The following is an 18,419-nucleotide window of genomic DNA, read 5'->3' as shown; positions in this document are numbered from 1 at the left end:
AATAGTTAATGCCTGTGGAAAGGCAAGTATTTAAGTACTCAGTTTTTGATAGCGGCCTTTAGTCAAGTCTTTTCAGACTTCTGATTTTAGATTTCAGACTTACTTTTTCCCCTTAGGCCTCAAAGGTCTACATTCCACATCCACTACAAAGTAATTTGGATGCGTTTCCAAAGTCTGAACAATGGTAGTCGCCACATCTATAGGGCGCATCATGTTTTCGTGGGCCTGCATACCTGGAATATCATCAAAGAAATTGGTTTGAATGGAACCAGGGTAGATGGTTGATACTTTGATGCCAAAGTCACGCAACTCCATATACAAGGAATGTGAAATTCCTCTTACGGCGTGTTTGGTACCCACATATCCGGCAAATTGATTCACTCCATTCAGCCCTGCAATAGAAGCTACATTTAGAATATGCCCTTCATCTGCCGCTTTCATGCCAGGGATTACTCTCTTGGTAGTGTAGAAAATACCATGGACGTTGGTATCAAACATTGCTTTCCAATCTTCTGAAGAAAAAGACTCAGTTGCTCCAGCTATACCAAATCCTGCATTATTGACCAAAATGCGAATGTCAGTCCCCAATTTTTGAGTAGTAGCCTGAAAAGCCTTTTCAACACTTTCCTCCTGAGAAACGTCGCATGAGAAAAAGTGAAAGTTGGAATGCTCCAGATCGGGCTGATTTCTACCCCAACCTGCTACTGTTACTCCTTTTTCCAATAATAATTTAACAAGTTCAAGACCGATACCTTTGCTGACACCGGTGACAATGGCGGTTTTATTTTTTAATTCCATAGAAAAGCTTTTTCATAAAAAGCAGATTGGATGGAATTGGTTCGGTAGTAAGGTATTTTTTCCTGCTGTTTCTTTATAAAAATCAGAAATATCTAACTTGCTTTTCTTTTACAAACCCCAATCATATTATGAAAAAACTGATAATTCCCTTTGTTCTGCTCAGCGGGATGGCTTTTGGCCAAACAAAACTTCGGCCTGCTATAGATAAAAAAGCTACCGAAATTGAGTCCAAGGTCATTGAATGGAGAAGAGATATTCACCAAAATCCCGAACTCGGGAATCAAGAGGTTAGAACTGCTAAAAAAATTGCTGATCATCTGAGGTCTTTAGGGATAGAGGTAACTGAAGGAGTGGCCGTGACTGGAGTAGTAGGATATTTGAAAGGAGGGAAGCCAGGACCTACTGTTGCACTTCGTGCTGATATGGATGCCTTACCGGTAACCGAGCGAGTTGATTTACCATTTAAATCCACAAAAACGGCTATTTACAATGGTCAGGAAACTGGTGTGATGCATGCATGCGGGCATGATACCCATGTGGCTATTTTAATGGGCGTTGCAGAAATCCTGGCAGGTATCAAAGACCAAATACAGGGTAATGTAAAATTTATTTTCCAACCTGCTGAAGAGGGAATTTATGAGCCAGGAGTGACTACCTGGGGTGCAAAACAAATGGTAGAGCAAGGAGTGATGAAAGATGTGGATGCTGTTTTCGGTCTGCATATTTCAGCCCAAACCGAAGTGGGTAAAATAGGCTATAGATCAGGACCTGCACAAGCTGCGGTTGATAATTTGGAGATCATCGTTCACGGTACCCAAGCCCATGGTGCTTCTCCTTGGTCAGGAGTGGATCCTATTGTGACTTCCTCCCAGATTGTGACAGGTTTGCAGACCATTCTTTCCAGAAGCGTCAATATCACAGAAAATCCGGCTGTGGTAACAGTAGGTGCTATTCATGGAGGCATTCGACATAATATTATTCCTGAAAAAGTGGAGATGATTGGGACCATACGAACTTTTGGAGAAGAGCAGCAGGCGCTTGTTCATAAAAGAATTACTGAGATTGCTACCAATATTGCCGAAAGTGCCGGTGCCAGAGCAGAAGTAAATATTCAAAAACTATATCCATCCACTGTGAATGACCCTAATCTCACCAGCAAAATGGTGGCTACTTTAGAAGCTGCTGCAGGGAAAGAAAATGTGAGAGTAAATCCACCTGTAACCGGGGCTGAGGATTTCAGCTTTTACCAGCGGGAGAAACCAGGACTATTTATCGGTTTGGGAGGAATGAAAAAAGGGGGTGATTCAACCAAAACACCTTCTCATCATACTCCTGATTTTTACATAGACGAGAGCGGATTTATTTTAGGTTTGAGGGTGATGAGTTATTTCGTAGTCGATTATATGAACAAATAGTGCGAATATTTTTTCTGATTATCCGCAATCCTCCCAGTTGCTATATTTTCTTTGCTTGACCGATTGGAAGACCGAAGACCGAAGCTTCGGATTCTAATCTTTTTTGCTGATAATAAGCCGTATTTCCCTCTTACTGGGAGAACTGGATATATATAAAATTTAAAAGAACCCAGGTTTTAATAAGGCTTGGGTCTTTTATTTTTTCTTCAGGTGATACTGGATTTTGTATATTTAAAATCCATTGAAAATTAATTACGCATGAAATGCCCTTGAGAATAAATCTCACGCAGGGGGAATGATTATCCTGGCCATTTCATATGACCTTTAAAAATCAAACTATAGACACATGAAACGATTGATACTTCCCTTCTTATTGCTTTCCACTACCGCTTTTTCACAGTCGAACTTGAAGCCTGCCATTGATAAAAAAGCGACTTCCATAGAGTCAAAAGTGATCGAGTGGAGAAGGGATTTTCATAAATATCCAGAATTGGGAAATCAGGAATTCCGAACAGCCAAAGTCATTGCCGAACATCTTCGATCTTTGGGAATGGAGGTCACAGAGAATGTGGCTGTAACTGGCGTGGTGGGTGTTCTTAAAGGAGGGAAGCCGGGTCCTATGGTAGCTTTAAGAGCAGATATGGATGCACTTCCAGTGTCCGAGAGAAATGACTTGCCATTCAAATCGGTGAATACAGCTACTTATAATGGACAGGAAACAGGTGTAATGCATGCTTGTGGGCATGATTCCCATATGGCGATTTTGATGGGAGTAGCTGAAGTGATGGCAAGTATGAAAGATCAATTAAAAGGGTCTGTGAAGTTTATTTTTCAGCCTGCGGAAGAAGGAGTTTATGATGCGGATATTGCAGGTGCCGAACTCATGGTAAAAGAGGGGGTGATGAAAGATGTAGACGCCATTTTTGGATTGCATATTTGGGCTCAAATTGAGGCTGGTAAAATTGGATACAGATCAGGACCATTTATGGCCGCAGTTGACAATTTGAATGTGACCATTACGGGGACCCAAGCGCATGGAGCATCACCTTGGTCTAGTGTTGACCCAATTGTAACTTCTGCACAGGCTATTATGGGTTTGCAAACCATTTTATCAAGAAATGTGAATATTACCGAAAACCCAGCTGTAGTGACAGTAGGCGCTATTCATGGTGGAATCCGTCATAATATCATTCCAGAAAAAGTGGAAATGATTGGTACGATTCGGACTTTCGGAGATGAACAACAAGCCTTGGTTCATCGAAGAATTACAGAAATCATCACCAATATTGCAGAAAGCGCAGGGGCTAAAGCCGATGTAAACATTGGTAAACTTTATCCTTCAACCGTGAATCCACCTGAGTTGACTGCGAAAGTACTGCCCTCAGTAGAATCAGCAGCAGGTAAAGGAAATGTGATTGCAATGCCTCCGGTAACAGGAGCTGAAGATTTCAGCTTTTTTCAAAGAGAGAAGCCTGGTTTCTTTTTCTTCCTCGGAGGAATGAAAAAAGGCGGAGATCCTTTGACTACGCCTTCTCATCATACACCCGACTTTTTTATAGATGAAAGCGGATTTCTTTTAGGAGTCAGAACGCTTAGCTATTTGACGGTGGATTATATGGAGATGAATAAGAAGTAATTTTGAGTAAAATCTGAAGCTTGGCTGTTCATTTGTTCAGAGTTCAAGAGTTCATCGTTCTGTTAGTCTTCGTTCAAGAGTTTCATTTTCCGAAATCATCACACTAAAAGACCGTAAATCTAAATTCTCAAATCGTAAATAATTTAGCTTCCTACCAAAAAATAAAGTCCGGCTGCCAATGCTGCTCCTGCAATCGGACCTAAGATTGGAACCCAGGCATAGCTCCAATCAGAGCTGCCTTTTCCATGGATTGGTAATAGCTGATGTACTATCCTAGGGCCTAAATCCCGGGCAGGGTTGATTGCATAGCCTGTTGTTCCTCCTAAAGACATGCCAATCACCCAAACTAGAAATGCCACAGGAAGCGCACCTACAGAACCTAATCCAATCGGAGTTTGATCAGCGTCTTCGATTTTTGCTCCTGTAATGTAGAGGATGACAAAAATTAGCACGAAGGTTCCGATTACTTCGGAAATAAAGTTGTTTTTCAAATTTCGAATAGCAGGGCTGGTTCCAAATGGGGCTGCAATTTCTCCCGGATCTTTGGTCACTTTGAAGTGATCGACGTGCATGAGCCATGAAAAGAATGCACCTAATCCTGCGCCTAATACCTGAGCTCCAATATATCCTGGAGCCATAGCCCAATCAAATTTTCCTGCTAAAGCTAAACCGACGGTGACCGCCGGATTCAGGTGTGCTCCGCTATAAGGTCCGGCAACCACCACTCCGGTAAATACTGCCAGAGCCCAAGCTGTGGTAATGACCAGCCAGCCTGAGTTATGTCCTTTGGTTTGTGGTAAAACCACATTGGCAACTACTCCAGAGCCTAATAAGAGCAAGAGGCCTGTGCCTATAATTTCTGCAACGTATGGATTCATATGCTATTCTACCCAGTTTTTTGATCTTTCGACCGCTTTGTGCCAAAAATGTAGAAATTTTTCCCGTTTTTCTTTTTCCATATCGGGCTGAAAGCTTTTATCTGTTTTCCAAAGTTCCTGAATTTCTTTTCGGTCTTTCCAGAATCCGACCGCTAATCCGGCCAAAAATGCTGCTCCAATAGCTGTTGTTTCGATGATTTCCGGTCTTTTGATTTCGCACTCCAAAAGATCCGATTGAAACTGCATCAAAAAATTATTGGCAGTTGCTCCTCCATCTACCCGGAGTTCTTTGGTCTTTTCTCCGGCATCCTTTTCCATTGCTTTCAGCACATCATATACCTGATAAGCGATGGCTTCCAAGGCAGCTCTGGTAAAATGCGCAATTGTTGTTCCCCGCGTAATCCCGAAGAAAGCTCCTCTGGCATTTTGATCCCAGTGAGGCGCTCCCAAACCAGCCAAAGCTGGCACAAAATAAACGCCGTCATTATCCTCTAAACTTAGGGCAAGCTTTTCAGTTTCTTTAGCGTTTCCAAAAAGCTCTATCCCATCTCTTAACCATTGAATTGCTGCACCACCGATAAACACGGACCCTTCCAGTGCATAATTGATTTCATCTCCGATTTTCCACGCCACCGTGGTTAGCAATTTGTTTTTTGAGCTCACAGCCTCCTTGCCAGTATTCATAACTAAGAAGCAGCCGGTGCCATAAGTGGTTTTCGCCATTCCCGGCTCTGTGCAAAGTTGCCCGAAAAGTGCTGCCTGCTGATCTCCTGCAATGCCGGCGATGGGTATTTTACTGCTCAAAACATCACCTGCTGTTTCGCAATATACCTCAGAGCAGGATTTGACCTCAGGAAGCATGGACTTGGGAATGTTAAATAGTTCCAGTAATTCATCATCCCAACTTTGCGCATGGATATTATACAACATGGTCCGGCTGGCATTGGTGATGTCTGTAATATGACAATTCCCCTTGGTGAGTTTCCAAATAATCCAAGAATCTACGGTTCCAAAGGCTAGTTCTCCAGCTTCAGCTTTTTCTCTTGCTCCCTCTACATTCTCTAAAATCCAACGAATTTTGGTGGCTGAGAAATAAGAATCAATGATTAATCCTGTTTTGGAAACAATCATTTCAGAATGACCCTGATCTTTCAATTCATTACAATAGGCAGAAGTTCTTCTGTCTTGCCAAACAATAGCATTGTAAAGCGCATTGCCTGTTTTTCTATCCCAAACGATGGTGGTTTCACGCTGATTGGTAATGCCTATGGCTGCTACTTGGTCGATGCCAATGCTTTTGTTGACCACTGATTCAATCATCACAGAGGACTGTGATTTCCATATTTCTTCAGGATCATGTTCTACCCAGCCTTGTTTGGGGAAGTGCTGTTTGAATTCCTTTTGTGCAACAGAAACGATTTGCCCTTTTTTGTCAAAAATGATCGCTCGGGAACTGGTAGTTCCCTGATCAAGGGCCATGATGTAGGGTTTATTTTGGGTCATTGTCTGGATTTATGTTAAAAAGAAAAATTCTAAGCTTTAATTAAATACTTTTCGGCGACTTTCTTAAACGCAATTAACTCTTCCTGTATCCAATTTTCATCTTTTTGAAGCTCTTTGGCCATGAGTCGAGCTACTTTCTCAGCAGAGTCCAAGGCGGCTTGAGCATCCAAAATGAGCATTCGAATTCTTCTGGATAAAACATCTTCTACTCTGACTGCCATCTCATTTTTGACAGCCCAAAGAACCTCAGCCATCAGATTTGGAAAATCAGTATGGATTTTTTCAGAAAGCGCGGGATCGCTTTTTGCCAGCCCTTTTATTTCTTTGGCATCTGAGCCATACACTGACCAGTGACCTTCCGGCACGCGTTCAGTAAAGCCATGAAGTTTCATTTCAAAGGATTGGCTTGGCACTAATAATTCACCTGAGATTTCAGGAAAATTTTCGACTGTATCTTCTCCCATTTTCCGGTAGGTAGTCCATTTTCCACCCGTGAGAGTGACCAGCTTACTTTCTGAAACGATCACCTTATGGCTTCTTGATATTTCTTTGGTTTTTGTACTGCCTTCTTTAGGTCTTGCCAATGGGCGCAATCCTGCAAAAACAGCTTTTACGTCTTTTCTGCTTGGAGCTTTAGTCAAATAACCCGCTGCTGTTTCTAACACAAAGTCAATTTCCTTTTCCAAAGCTTCGGGTTCCAGCTTGGCTTTTTCACGAAGTGTATCTGTGGTGCCTACTACCAGTTTTCCATGCCATGGGACGGCAAAAAGTACTCTTCCATCTTTGGTTTTGGGGATCATCAGTGCATCTTTTCCACCCAGAAAATCCATATCCATAACCAAATGAATGCCCTGACTGGGTTGGATCATTTTAGGGGATCCAGGCTGATCCATTTGTAGAATTTTATCAGCAAAAACTCCCGTTGCATTGACTACCATTTTGGCCTGAAGGGAGTAATTGGTACCGTCCAATTCATCCTTGACTTTCAAACCTGTAATTTTCCCATTTTCATTTTTGATCAGATCTTTGACGGATGCATAATTGAGAATGCAGGCTCCGGCATCATCTGCAGTTTGCGCTATGGCCAAGGCTAGTCTGGCATCATCAAACTGTCCATCGTGGTAAACCACTCCTCCTTTCAGTCCTTTTTGTTTGACTGCAGGTAGGCGTCTGATGGTTTCTTCCTTTGATATGAATTTACTCTTACCCAATCTTAGTGAACCTGCCATCCAGTCATAGATCTTTAAACCCACGCTGTATTGAACTCTGTCAAACCAAGTGTAGATGGGAATAATAAAAGGCTGGTTTTCTGTCAGGTGAGGGGCGTTTTGCAAAAGTTTACCCCTTTCCTTCAGGGCTTCCAACACCAAGCCTATATCGCCTTGGGCTAAGTAGCGAACTCCTCCATGCACCAGTTTGGTGCTTCTACTAGAGGTTCCTTTTGCAAAATCAGCTTTTTCCAACAATACCACGGTCAATCCTCTGGATATGGCGTCTAATGCCACTCCCAAACCGGAAGACCCTCCTCCAATCACAGCAATATCCCAAATTCTGGAAGTATCAGAAATTTGCTTAATGTTTTCTTCTCTATTCATTTGTCAGTAAAAATAACTCAAAAAGAAATAAAAAGAAATAAAAAGAAAGTAAAAAATAGATTTTTACTCCATTTTGCTTTCTTTTACTTAATTTAGTCAAAATTCATTGGATATGACACAGGCAGAGCGACATCGTTTTATTTTGGAGGAATTAGACAAGGCTGGATTTGTGACAGTGTCAGATCTAGCGAAGGCTATGGATGTCACTATGGTAACTGTCCGAAAGGATCTAAAAGTCTTGGAGGATAAGGGGCTATTGTATCGATCCCATGGCAGTGCAACTTCGGTTTCTCCTTATGTTTCTGACCGCTCTGTTCAGGTAAAAAAGTTGGAGCAGGTGGAGGAGAAGTCCAAGATTGCTGAGAAGGCCTTAGCCTACATTGAGGATCAGGAAGCAATCATCATTGGCTCTGGCACCACGGTGGTTGCTTTGGCTCAGGCTATTCCCAGAAATAAACCTTTGACTGTTCTGACTGCAGCGATGAATGTGACTTTAGCCCTGATTGATATGCAGGATGTAGAGTTAGTTCAGCTAGGTGGGGTTGTTAGAAAAAGTAGTAGCTCTGTGGTGGGACATTATGCAGAGGAAATGCTTCAGAGTTTTGCTTGCAGCAAACTTTTTTTGAGTGTGGATGGGATTAGTTTGGAACATGGCTTGACAACCTCCAATATGATGGAGGCTCATTTAAATGCTCAGATGATCCGGTCTGTTCAGAAAACGATCATTTTGGCAGACAGCCGGAAGTTTGGCAGAAAAGGCTTTGGAAAAATCTGCGAATTGGAGGATATAGATGTAATTATTACTGATTCCGGTATACCCGAAATCTACCATGAAAAGCTGGAAGAAAAAGGGATTGAATTGGTGGTGGTTTGAGAGAAAAGATCAATCACAGTTAACATTTTAAAAAATCTTTTATTCAGATAAAGAGTTTATCTTTATTTCTTTACGATAAACGTCAAGTATTTTATCTGTTTAAATATGTGGATTTAAACAATCCCACTGGGAGAGTTTAACTTTTGCCCACTCTTACATTGATGAAAAGAATAAAATTCATATTCCTATTAATTTTACTTTCTTGTGGGAAAGAAAACGAATCGCGCAGGTATTTAGTTAGGGATGTTTATAAAGATTCAATTGTTGACGATAAGATTTTTTTGAGTACTCCTCGAGTTGCGGAGATTAATTCAAATGAAACCATTTTATCATATGATAAATCTTTGGAGCAATTTCAAGTTTTTGATTTAAATGCAAAAAAAGTAGCTAGTCGAATCAACTTGGAATTTTTTGGGCCTAATGCAGTTCCGCAAAATTTATTTTCTTCTATTCTTTTCAAGGATAAATTATTGATTTCATCCAGCGAAAGTCTAGTGGTGGTAAGTTTATCAGGAGAAAAAGAAAAAGAAATTTTTTATGATAAAATATTGGATGATCTTGAAATTCAAGGGAAGAGAATAAGTCCGATTTACCGTTCTAACTGGGATCCAGTTCGCGGAGATGTTTATCTATGGGTTAAGGATCTGAATTCTCACGCTAATCAATTTCAATCTTACAAAGAAAAGATCCAATTAGTTAGATATTCCTTGTTAACTGATTCATCCGAAATTTTAAGATTAGATGTTCCAAAAAAATTGATAGAAAAAGATAGAGGGTACTACAGTTCATTTCCTCCATTAGTTTCAGTTTACGATGGGAAATTGGTATACGCTTTTTCTTACTTACCTGACGTATTTTATTATAATATAGATACTAAAGAGGGGAAAAAATTTCTATCAATTCCTAACAAATTCCATAAAACACCATCAGTTTTTTATAAAAATTATTCTGAATTTAATCTCGGAAAAGTTGGTAACAGTACTCAATTTATAGATTTAATTTTTGATCCCTCGGGCAATAGAATATTAAGGAAGCATCGGCAATATATTGATGGTACCTCAACAGGAGAAGACGGATTGATGATTATCGAGTTAGACAATACATCGGAAGAGGTGAAAATGGAAGAAAAAATTGGCAGACTTTTCCACAATTCCGATTTTATAATTGCTTTAGATTTAAAATCAAAAAATGAAGATGTTTTAAGTTTTTTTAAGTTTAAAATAGAGAAGGTAAAGGACTAATATCTTTTCAAACCGGGATTTAGTTCCAATAAATTGTTTCGATATTTCTAAAATTCAATAGATAGATTTATAGAAGATAACTATATCTACTAAAAGGTATGATTTGAAAGTCTTTTATTCTATCGACAGACGCCAATTATTTGCTCTTCACGAGAAAGTTCATTTTCCACTGATTTCCGGAAGCTATTTGGAAAAGCTGGAGGAAAAAGGGATTGAATTGGTGGTGGTTTAATAATCCTTGTAGAGCTTCCTTAATACCGCCGAACCATCTTTGCTGAGTTTGACTTCATAGATGAAATTATATTCATCTTCGGTAAGATCATTGAATTTTTCACCTTCACCGATAAAGTAATTGGCCAAGCGACTGACGGTGTTACTATGTCCTACAACCAGTACATTTCCCTCCAATTCATGGAGTTTATCGACCAAATCATCATGATTTGAAGGTTCATAGGATTGAATTTCTACACCGGCTTGTTCAGCAGTTGGCTGTGCAGTGAGTTGAGTTCTTTTGTAATTAGTACTGAATATGTGTTTGATTTCCTGGTCTTTCAGGATTTGAGCGAGCTTTTTAGCCCGGATATACCCTACTTGAGCTAATTCCGGATCCGGATCTTGAACCAGTTGTTTCTCTGCGTGACGAACAATATAGATTGTCTTTTCTTTCTTCTCGGATTTACAAGAAATCATCAGAAAACAGATTAAAAGAAGTCCTATCAAACCTTTCATAGTATTCAAGTTAGAAAAATTTTTCCAAAAAGGTATTTTCTAAATAAGCCTACGGCGAAATAGCTCTCCCTCAAAGTGGCGAAGAGAGGAAGAATATTTTCTAAGATCAACCTTAATCCCTTAACGACTTTGCTTCTCTGCTAGAGATAAAGAAGATATTTTCAAGATATGCCTGCGGAAGGTAGGGTGTGAAATACAGTGGAAATACAATAGAAATACGCCTTCGGCGAAATAACTCTCCCGCAAAGTGGCAAAGAGAGGAAGAGAATTTTATTCAACCTCAATCCCGTAGGGATTTGAGTTAGGTAGTAAAAGGTTTTTCGCCTTTCTTTCATTCCGTAGGAATGGAACTTTCTTTCTCTCAATCCCTTTGCAACTTTGCCTCTTCGCGGGAGATTAAAAACGCCCCTCCGTCGCGTCGCCGCGAGCCAATAAATCAACCAGAGAACGTATTATCCAGATGCTGATCTTTAGCCTTAACTTCTTCAAACTCATAAAACTGCTCCCAAAATTCATTTTCCGGTAAAGCGGCTCTGAGATAGAGTTTCTCTTTTTTGATCGGGTGTACGAAGACTAAATTGAAAGCATGAAGGTTGATGCTGGCATCAGGATTGGGCTTCGCAAATCCATACTTCAAATCTCCACGGATCGGGCAACCCATAGAAGCTAATTGAACACGTATCTGATGAGGACGCCCTGAGATAGGCCTCACTTCTATCAACCAGTGATCATTCAGTTTGCCCAAAGTTTTATAATTCAGTTCAGCCTTTTGGGAACCTGGAACTTCACGCTCATGCGCAGTGACCACATTTTTTTGCTCGTCCTTGGTAAGCCAGTGGGTGAGCTTGCCCATCTCTTCTCTTGGTCGTTTTTTGACGATTGCCCAATAGACTTTATGAATATCTCTTTTTCTAAAAAGCTCCATCATACGTTCCAAACCTTTGCTGGTTCGGGCAAAAGCCACCAATCCACTTACCGGTCTGTCCAAGCGATGGATGGGATGTAAAAAAACTGCTCCGGGCTTATTGTATTTTTCTGCAATATAATCCTTGCAGTAATCAGTCAGGGTTTTATCCCCTGTCTTGTCTCCTTGCACTAAAACTCCCGCAGCTTTATTTACAATCAAAAGGTGGTTGTCCTCATAGACAACGTTGAATGGCTTCTTTTTCATTAGATTATTTTCTGTCTTACCGAGGTCTTGAGACTTTAGATTGAAAGTCAAATTGATTCAAGTCTGTATAAGAAGGATTTTTCTTTTACTTCAGTAAGGATCTATTATTTATAGATTTGCAAAGGTAGCCAATTAAAATGAGTGTATTACTCAAGCTTTTTAGCAATATCCTCCATAATTGATTCAGCATGCACAATAGAGTTCTCTATGAAAAACTCTCGGGTGTTTAATCCTCCGCATACCACTCCGGCCAAGTAAACTCCCGATACATTTGATTCCTGATTGGCTTGGTCATAGCAGGGTTGGCGCTTTTCATCCAGTGATAATTCCACTCCTAACTGATCCAAGAGGGCAAAATTAGGTTTATAGCCTGTCATCGCCAATACAAAGTCATTGGCAATCGTGACGTCTCCCTCAGGAGTTGAGATGGTGACTTCTTTTTCTTTGATCTCCTTCACCTTAGACCGGGTAAATGCACGAATACTTCCCTCTTTGATCCGGTTCATGATATCTGGGCGCACCCAATATTTCACATTGTCATCCACTTCATCACCAAGTAAAACCATACTTACTTCAGCACCTTTTCTCCAAGTTTCCAAAGCTGCATCTACTGCTGAGTTAGCTCCTCCGACCACTAGTATTTTCTGTCCTATGAAAGGCCATGGCTCCTTATAATAGTGCATCACTTTGGGCAATTCCTCACCGGGAACATTCATCAGATTTGGCAAATCATAAAAACCTGTGGCCAATACGATTTTCCGGGTTTGGTAAATTCCCTTGGAAGTAGTGATCTGGAAATGGTCTCCGGATCTTTCCAATTTTTCTACTCCTTCATACAGATTAACATTCAGTTTGAAGTGGAAAAATATCCTCCTGTAGTATTCCAAGGCTTCAGTTCGGGTAGGCTTATTTTCTACCGACATAAAAGGGATACCTGCCATTTCCAATCGGTCGGAAGTAGAAAAAAAGCGCATATTGATCGGATAATTATAAATGGAGTTCGTCAGAGCTCCTTTTTCCAAGATCAAATAGTCTAATCCATGCTTCTGGGCTTCCACCCCACAGGCTAATCCAATGGGGCCTCCCCCAACTATAATTACATCAAAAATTTTATTCATATACTTAAATAGGTCTGAATTTGTGCTGAAGCATCCTTGAATTTACTCTCGTCCCAATCGAAAGTCCTTTCTTGAATGGAAATAAGGTTGTTTTTGTTCCATAAAACCGAACTTGCAGAGCGAGTTCCGTAATTGCCGTTAGCTCTGATAAGTTGTGCTGACAAAGCAATTTCCAAGTCTTTGGGAGCTCCTGTATCAGGTAATTTCTCCAAAGGATAAGTTTGCTTGGACTTTAGGATTTGAAGGAGCTTGCTGTTGCTTGGATCCTGTTCGAGGGTTTCCTTCAGTTGCTTTTTTGCCAGCTCAGTTTTGGGCCATGGGTCATTGAGCAAGCCATTACTCAATCCATGAATTCCGGGTTCGACTTCTTGGATTCCATTCCCAAAATTACTGAAATAGAAAAGCTCCTTTCCATCTGAAACTAAGAGATTGAATCCCTCATAACGATTTTTTTCCTTTTCGATTTCTTTCAAATAATCTTTGGGAGAAATACTGTCTTCCAGGAAATCTTGTACCAGTTTTCCTCTTGAAATTTCCCCATAACCCATTTTCCTGAAATCCCGATAATTCGTCAAAAAAGACCAACGGCCGTTTAAATGGAACCCCATCCATGTACCTCCACCTCTCAGATCTTTTCCGGCGATAAAATCATTTTCCCAGAGTTGCAAAGGGGCTGTGGGTCGTTCAAAAAACTCATCCCGATTGGCTGAGATTACCAATGGATATTCGCTATGATTTTGCCAGGAGAAAGCTACCAAACACATATTTAAATATAAAGCGAAAGGCCGGATAAACCGGCCTCTCTAGGTGAATTAACCAACTTTTGACTCTTTCAAGCTTGGATAATCTGTATAACCTTTCTTCCCAGGAGTGTAAAATGTGTCCTGATCCCAGTCTTGCAAAGGCGCACCTTCCGCAAATCTCTCAGGCAAGTCAGGATTAGAAATAAATGGTTTACCAAATGCGACAGCATCGGCTAATCCTTCCTCAATCACTTTATTTCCACTTTCTTGATCAAAATTATTATTGATCACCAAAGTACCCTTATACATCGGTCTGTATCGCTTTGCGATGTTTGACTCCAAATAAGAGATCTCTGATACATCGGTGAAAGGCTCTGATAGGTGTAGATACGATAAGTTGTAATCGTTTAGCCTATTGACTATGTAATCAAATGTTGGAATTGTCTCTTCATCTGCCTCCATTCCAAAAGCTCCATGCAAGGAAGGATTCAGTCTTACACCAATTCTGTTTTCAGGCATCACTTCTTTAATGGCATCAATGATCTCAAATAGAATTTTTGCCCTGTTTTCTATGCTTCCACCATACTCATCAGTTCGCTGGTTGGAAGAGTTGTTGAAAAATTGGTGAAGCAAATAGCCGTTGGAAGAGTGGATTTCTACTCCATCAAAGCCTGCCTCCATGGCATTCTTTGCTCCATTTTTAAAATCTTGGATAGTTTGTTTGATATCTTCCAAAGTCATTTCCTTTGGAGTGACAGTCTCCTTGAATCCCTCTGGAGTATAAGACTTGGAATTAGGGTTGATCGCAGATGGGGCATGTGGTAATTCCCCATTATGAAAATCAGGGTGAGAAATTCTTCCTACGTGCCATAACTGGATGAAAATATGACCTCCTTTGGCATGAACTGCCTCAGTTACCTTTTTCCAGCCTTCCACTTGCGCTTTGGAGTGAATGCCCGGGGTATTAACATATCCCACCGCTTTTTTAGAGATTTGGGAACCTTCAGTGATAATTAATCCAGAGGAAGCTCTTTGTTCGTAGTATTTTACGTGAATATCAAAAGGAGCATTCTCCTCATTGTTAGCTCTGCTTCTGGTCATTGGAGCCATCCAAACTCTATTGGAAAGTTTCATGCCTCCAACCTCTATAGGTTGTAAAAGTGCTTGTTTAGTACTCATAAAGAATAATTGGTTTAGTTCTAAAATTGAATGTCTATACAACTAACTAGTCTTAATGAAAGTTCACGATTCAAAAAATTGATTATCTTAAAAGCCTGATCACCCCAACGATGAACCCTACCTTACTGATAATTACCGGTGCTGCAAGTGGTATCGGTTTGGAGCTGGCTAATTATTTTGCCAAGCTTTCCACTAATCTGATTTTGATTGATACCGATGAAAAAGCTTTGAAAGAATCTTTTCAGGAAAATGAACAAATCAGTTTGATCGCCGCAGATATCACTCAAGAAGATACTTGGAATAAAGCTATTGATCTTGCGAAAGGACGATTCACTCCCATATCTCACCTTATTAATTGTGCAGGTGTAATCCAGCCTGGATTTTTGCTGAATTATAAAATTAGCGACATTGCCTATCACTTAGATATCAATACAAAAGGTAGTATCCTAGGCACTACCCTGATTGCGAGGGAAATGAAAAATCAGGAGTTTGGGCATATTATCAACATTTCCTCTCTTGCAGGAATAGCACCAGTTGCAGGGCTTTCATTATATACAGCTTCCAAATTTGCGATTCGTGGTTTTTCACTTGCTGTGGCGGCAGAATTGGAAGAGTATGGTGTGGAAGTTTCAGTAGTCTGTCCTGATTTAGTCCGAACCCCCATGCTGGAAACGCAGCTAAATTATCCGAAAGAATCAGTTTTGAGTTTCAGTGGCCCGGAAAAAGTACTGACTCCTATTGATGTTCGCGAGGCTATCGTCCAATTAATAAAAAAGCCAAAACGGATGATTTGCATTCCGGAGCGAAGAGGATTGCTTGCCAAAATAGCCGGGACTTGGCCAGGATTGGGTGAATTTTTTCGGGCTGGTCTGGAGAGAAAAGGTGAAAAGGCCTTGTCTAGATTAAAATAATGTATTGAAGGTCAAATTTTTAACAGATTTTAATACGATTCTTATCGTACTTTTTTTGATAATACGACACTTTTCGTAAACTTTGTACGAAGACAATCGTATAGACTCACATGAACAAACCAACAGAAGCAGAATTGGAGATCTTATCTATCCTTTGGAAGATGGGAGAAGCAAGTGTACGACAGGTACATGAAAAGTTGGCGGAGACCAAAGATACAGGGTACACTACCACATTAAAGATTATGCAGATCATGCATGCGAAAGGAATGCTTTCTCGAAATGAGCAAAGTAGAACTCATATCTATAGTCCTTTGACTAATCAAAAAGAAACGCAAAAATCACTTTTAAAGAATTTGATGAGCACTGCTTTTGGTGGCTCAAGTAAATCCTTGGTGATTCAGGCATTGGGAGAAGAAAACCCTTCCCAAGAAGAATTGAATGAGATTCGAAACTTTTTAGACCAACTTGAAAATAAAAAATCATGAATCTATTGAATGATTGGATTCCGGAAAATCTCCTGCAGGCCTTGGGCTGGACCTTGGTCCATTCCATCTGGCAGTTGATATTAATTAGCGCTTTTCTATGGATAGCCTTGAAGCTATTTTCCAAGAAAAGCCCGGAATTCAAATACAAACTTGCAGTGGCTGCCTTAGGCATGAGTTTGATAGTTGCATTCGCTACACTATGGTACGAGTTTTCGGTTCTTCCGGTAATCGGGAGTAAGCTATCTAGCAGCTCAGAACTGATCTTTTTTCAACTATCAGGAGGAATTGCAGAGTCTAATCTTTCTTGGATCGAGTCGTCTATTTTATGGATAGAATCTCAAATTCCCTTATTCGTTAACTTTTGGTTTTTTGGTTCCATATTATTCTTGATGAGACTTTTTACCAGTCTTTCGGAGATTAGGAGCTTAAGAAAAGCCAGTATTAACACTGAGGATTATACTCTGCTTGCTGCTGTTGAAAAAGTGAGAAAAAGATTGGGGATCAGTAGAAATGTGAGTTTAAGGATTACCCAGAATAGCCTTTCTCCGTTGACCTTTGGGGTTTTCAAGCCTATGATTCTGATACCTGCTGGATTAATATTTCATCTTAGTCCAAGCCAGTTGGAGGCAATTATTGCACACGAACTAGCCCATATCAAAAGGTATGATTACCTCACCAACTTGATGCAGTCTATGATGGAGGTATTCTTTTTTTACCATCCATGTTTCTGGTGGATGAATCAGACTGTTAAAGAACTGAGAGAAAATGCAGCCGATGATTTGGCAGTGTCGACGGGAGTGGAGCCCAAGGAACTCGCTTATAGTTTGGCCGAAGTATTAAATTTTAAACAACAAAACGCACCGGAATTGGCTATGACAGCCAGTAAAAGAAGGAATCCAACCCTTCATAGAATTAAAAGAATGATGGGATTTCCAGCCCAGATTTATCCACAAAACCCTATTATTTCACTACCCATGCTACTAACCCTATTATTAAGTGCGGGACTGATGGCAAGTGCCCAGCAGGATTCTCCGCTAAACACAGAAAGAGAAGAACCAAATGTGTATCTAGAAAACCCGGATTTGGGTGATTTCATCCCAAAAAGTGAGCTTAAGCCCACTTGGACAAAGGCAGATACCAGTAAAAAGGAGGAAACCAAAAAAGTAATAAAAGTCGAAGGTGAAGAGCCTATGATTTGGGAGTCGGATGGCAATACTTTTATTCTGAAAGGCCAGGGATCTAATAGCTTCCGATATCAAATTAAAGGGGATACTTTGATTTCAAATGGGGACACTATTATTATGAAAGGGAAGACATCCATGATATTCAAAAATGGACCTTCCTTAAGTCCAGCTCCTAAGCTTGACATGATGGTAGCCCCTGAATTCCCAGAAAACTTTATGGTAATGGCTGTTCCTGAATTTCCTAAAGAGATGATGCCTCCTATGGTATTCGGCATGGAAATCATGGAGAGCATGCCGCCTATGCCCAACATGCCTTTGAAAGGGTTTAATATGCCCCCGATGCCTCCAATGCATTTGTCTGATACCTCAGAAATGTCCGGAGAAGAGAGAGAAAAGTGGGTAAAAGAATGGGAAGCTAAGGCTGAGCTTTGGGCTAAAAAAGCAGAGGAATCAATGAAGGAGTTTGAACCTAAGCTCAAAGAATGGCAAAAGAAAATGGAGGAATGGCAAAAGTCTCAGGAGCCAAGAATGAAGGAGTTTGAACAACAGATGAAAGCTTGGGAAAAAGAAAATGAACCGAGGGTAAAAGCTTGGGAGGAAAAAATGAAAGCTTGGGAAAAGGAACAAGAGCCAAAGCTCAAGGAGTTTGAAGCCAAGATGAAAGAATGGGAGAAATCCCAACAACCCAAAATCGAGGAGTTTCAAAGAAAAATGGAAGAATGGCAGAAAGAAAATGCCAAGAAAATGGAGGAGTTTAGAAAGGCTATCGAAGCTGAATTCAAAAAAACTAAGGAAGATTCCAAAAAATAAAATTGTGTGTTGATAATCTAAAAAGGCCCGGTTGACTGACCGGGTTTTTTTGTGGAGTCTATTTTTTTCTGCCTAAAGGAAAAATATATTTTTCTTAAAGGAGTCTTCAAAAATCTAATTGGCATGAATTTTTATGGGAAAATGCCCCA

At 40.4% G+C, this 18,419-nt stretch carries 17 protein-coding genes; 8 read left to right on the top strand and 9 right to left on the bottom strand.

Annotated features, from left to right (window positions below; genetic code table 11):
- Positions 1-99 precede the first annotated feature (99 nt).
- A complete protein-coding gene (locus BM073_RS04785) occupies positions 100-798 on the bottom strand; it encodes an SDR family oxidoreductase (protein WP_091651205.1) in 699 nt (232 codons plus the stop codon).
- 128 nt (positions 799-926) lie between these two features.
- Here BM073_RS04785 and BM073_RS04780 point away from each other — a divergent pair, with 128 nt between their 5' ends.
- Entirely contained in the window at positions 927-2,213 is a 1,287-nt protein-coding gene (locus tag BM073_RS04780) for an amidohydrolase (RefSeq protein WP_091651202.1), read from the top strand.
- Positions 2,214-2,559: 346 nt separating this feature from the next.
- Positions 2,560-3,849: an amidohydrolase gene (locus tag BM073_RS04775; protein ID WP_091651199.1), complete on the top strand. Its 1,290-nt coding sequence runs from the start codon at positions 2,560-2,562 to the stop codon at positions 3,847-3,849.
- 143 nt (positions 3,850-3,992) lie between these two features.
- Here BM073_RS04775 and BM073_RS04770 read toward each other — a convergent pair whose 3' ends face one another.
- The 3 genes from BM073_RS04770 to BM073_RS04760 are packed head-to-tail and all read right to left on the bottom strand — an operon-like array spanning position 3,993 to position 7,825.
- Positions 3,993-4,727 (bottom strand): MIP/aquaporin family protein, encoded by a 735-nt coding sequence (locus BM073_RS04770; RefSeq protein ID WP_091651196.1) that lies wholly within the window; start codon positions 4,725-4,727, stop codon positions 3,993-3,995.
- A 3-nt stretch (positions 4,728-4,730) separates the two neighbouring features.
- The gene (glpK, locus tag BM073_RS04765; protein WP_091651194.1) at positions 4,731-6,230 is read right to left on the bottom strand and encodes a glycerol kinase GlpK; all 1,500 of its coding nucleotides are present in this window, start codon (positions 6,228-6,230) and stop codon (positions 4,731-4,733) included.
- A gap of 29 nt (positions 6,231-6,259) precedes the next feature.
- Positions 6,260-7,825: a glycerol-3-phosphate dehydrogenase/oxidase gene (locus tag BM073_RS04760; protein ID WP_091651190.1), complete on the bottom strand. Its 1,566-nt coding sequence runs from the start codon at positions 7,823-7,825 to the stop codon at positions 6,260-6,262.
- A 112-nt stretch (positions 7,826-7,937) separates the two neighbouring features.
- Here BM073_RS04760 and BM073_RS04755 point away from each other — a divergent pair, with 112 nt between their 5' ends.
- From BM073_RS04755 to BM073_RS18280, 3 genes are all read left to right on the top strand, one after another.
- The gene (locus tag BM073_RS04755) at positions 7,938-8,699 is read left to right on the top strand and encodes a DeoR/GlpR family DNA-binding transcription regulator (protein WP_091651187.1); all 762 of its coding nucleotides are present in this window, start codon (positions 7,938-7,940) and stop codon (positions 8,697-8,699) included.
- A gap of 161 nt (positions 8,700-8,860) precedes the next feature.
- The gene (locus tag BM073_RS04750; protein ID WP_091651182.1) at positions 8,861-9,940 is read left to right on the top strand and encodes a DUF4221 family protein; all 1,080 of its coding nucleotides are present in this window, start codon (positions 8,861-8,863) and stop codon (positions 9,938-9,940) included.
- A 103-nt stretch (positions 9,941-10,043) separates the two neighbouring features.
- Positions 10,044-10,172 (top strand): hypothetical protein, encoded by a 129-nt coding sequence (locus BM073_RS18280; RefSeq protein WP_262481185.1) that lies wholly within the window; start codon positions 10,044-10,046, stop codon positions 10,170-10,172.
- On the opposite strand, the gene BM073_RS04745 is transcribed toward BM073_RS18280, so the two are convergent.
- The 5 genes from BM073_RS04745 to BM073_RS04725 all read right to left on the bottom strand — a co-directional run bounded on the left by BM073_RS04745 (position 10,169) and on the right by BM073_RS04725 (position 14,880).
- Positions 10,169-10,669 (bottom strand): SixA phosphatase family protein, encoded by a 501-nt coding sequence (locus BM073_RS04745; RefSeq protein WP_091651180.1) that lies wholly within the window; start codon positions 10,667-10,669, stop codon positions 10,169-10,171. The genes BM073_RS18280 and BM073_RS04745 overlap by 4 nt on opposite strands.
- Before the next feature lie 436 nt (positions 10,670-11,105).
- Positions 11,106-11,840 carry an RluA family pseudouridine synthase gene (locus tag BM073_RS04740; RefSeq protein WP_091651997.1) on the bottom strand — a complete coding sequence of 245 codons (735 nt, stop codon included), beginning with the start codon at positions 11,838-11,840 and terminating at the stop codon, positions 11,106-11,108.
- Positions 11,841-11,986: 146 nt separating this feature from the next.
- A complete protein-coding gene (locus tag BM073_RS04735) occupies positions 11,987-12,958 on the bottom strand; it encodes a YpdA family putative bacillithiol disulfide reductase (RefSeq protein WP_091651177.1) in 972 nt (323 codons plus the stop codon).
- Entirely contained in the window at positions 12,955-13,722 is a 768-nt protein-coding gene (locus tag BM073_RS04730) for an NRDE family protein (protein ID WP_091651175.1), read from the bottom strand. The genes BM073_RS04735 and BM073_RS04730 overlap by 4 nt, the downstream gene beginning before the upstream one ends.
- 48 nt (positions 13,723-13,770) lie before the next feature.
- Positions 13,771-14,880, bottom strand: a complete 1,110-nt coding sequence (locus tag BM073_RS04725; protein ID WP_091651172.1) for an alkene reductase — start codon at positions 14,878-14,880, stop codon at positions 13,771-13,773.
- A gap of 110 nt (positions 14,881-14,990) precedes the next feature.
- Here BM073_RS04725 and BM073_RS04720 point away from each other — a divergent pair, with 110 nt between their 5' ends.
- The 3 genes from BM073_RS04720 (at position 14,991) to BM073_RS04710 (ending at position 18,270) form a co-directional block, all read left to right on the top strand.
- Entirely contained in the window at positions 14,991-15,791 is an 801-nt protein-coding gene (locus BM073_RS04720) for an SDR family NAD(P)-dependent oxidoreductase (protein ID WP_091651169.1), read from the top strand.
- Positions 15,792-15,901: 110 nt separating this feature from the next.
- Positions 15,902-16,276 carry a BlaI/MecI/CopY family transcriptional regulator gene (locus tag BM073_RS04715; RefSeq protein ID WP_091651166.1) on the top strand — a complete coding sequence of 125 codons (375 nt, stop codon included), beginning with the start codon at positions 15,902-15,904 and terminating at the stop codon, positions 16,274-16,276.
- Positions 16,273-18,270 (top strand): M56 family metallopeptidase, encoded by a 1,998-nt coding sequence (locus BM073_RS04710; protein WP_091651163.1) that lies wholly within the window; start codon positions 16,273-16,275, stop codon positions 18,268-18,270. Before BM073_RS04715 ends, BM073_RS04710 begins: the two co-directional genes overlap by 4 nt.
- Positions 18,271-18,419 lie beyond the last annotated feature (149 nt).

Origin of the sequence: Algoriphagus ornithinivorans, from assembly GCF_900115305.1 — a bacterium.
Taxonomy (GTDB): Bacteria; Bacteroidota; Bacteroidia; order Cytophagales; family Cyclobacteriaceae; genus Algoriphagus; species Algoriphagus ornithinivorans.
Note: the sequence above shows the minus strand (reverse complement) of the source record. Positions and strands in the feature narration are given on the sequence as shown.

Bases quoted from the DNA above. Each gene is read 5' to 3' on its own strand.
- BM073_RS04785 (WP_091651205.1), bottom strand. From the start codon at position 798: ATGGAATTAAAAAATAAAACCGCCATTGTCACCGGTGTCAGCAAAGGT.
- BM073_RS04780 (WP_091651202.1), top strand. From the start codon at position 927: ATGAAAAAACTGATAATTCCCTTTGTTCTGCTCAGCGGGATGGCTTTT.
- BM073_RS04775 (WP_091651199.1), top strand. From the start codon at position 2,560: ATGAAACGATTGATACTTCCCTTCTTATTGCTTTCCACTACCGCTTTT.
- BM073_RS04770 (WP_091651196.1), bottom strand. From the start codon at position 4,727: ATGAATCCATACGTTGCAGAAATTATAGGCACAGGCCTCTTGCTCTTA.
- glpK (WP_091651194.1), bottom strand. From the start codon at position 6,230: ATGACCCAAAATAAACCCTACATCATGGCCCTTGATCAGGGAACTACC.
- BM073_RS04760 (WP_091651190.1), bottom strand. From the start codon at position 7,825: ATGAATAGAGAAGAAAACATTAAGCAAATTTCTGATACTTCCAGAATT.
- BM073_RS04755 (WP_091651187.1), top strand. From the start codon at position 7,938: ATGACACAGGCAGAGCGACATCGTTTTATTTTGGAGGAATTAGACAAG.
- BM073_RS04750 (WP_091651182.1), top strand. From the start codon at position 8,861: ATGAAAAGAATAAAATTCATATTCCTATTAATTTTACTTTCTTGTGGG.
- BM073_RS04745 (WP_091651180.1), bottom strand. From the start codon at position 10,669: ATGAAAGGTTTGATAGGACTTCTTTTAATCTGTTTTCTGATGATTTCT.
- BM073_RS04740 (WP_091651997.1), bottom strand. From the start codon at position 11,840: ATGAAAAAGAAGCCATTCAACGTTGTCTATGAGGACAACCACCTTTTG.
- BM073_RS04735 (WP_091651177.1), bottom strand. From the start codon at position 12,958: ATGAATAAAATTTTTGATGTAATTATAGTTGGGGGAGGCCCCATTGGA.
- BM073_RS04730 (WP_091651175.1), bottom strand. From the start codon at position 13,722: ATGTGTTTGGTAGCTTTCTCCTGGCAAAATCATAGCGAATATCCATTG.
- BM073_RS04725 (WP_091651172.1), bottom strand. From the start codon at position 14,880: ATGAGTACTAAACAAGCACTTTTACAACCTATAGAGGTTGGAGGCATG.
- BM073_RS04720 (WP_091651169.1), top strand. From the start codon at position 14,991: ATGAACCCTACCTTACTGATAATTACCGGTGCTGCAAGTGGTATCGGT.
- BM073_RS04715 (WP_091651166.1), top strand. From the start codon at position 15,902: ATGAACAAACCAACAGAAGCAGAATTGGAGATCTTATCTATCCTTTGG.
- BM073_RS04710 (WP_091651163.1), top strand. From the start codon at position 16,273: ATGAATCTATTGAATGATTGGATTCCGGAAAATCTCCTGCAGGCCTTG.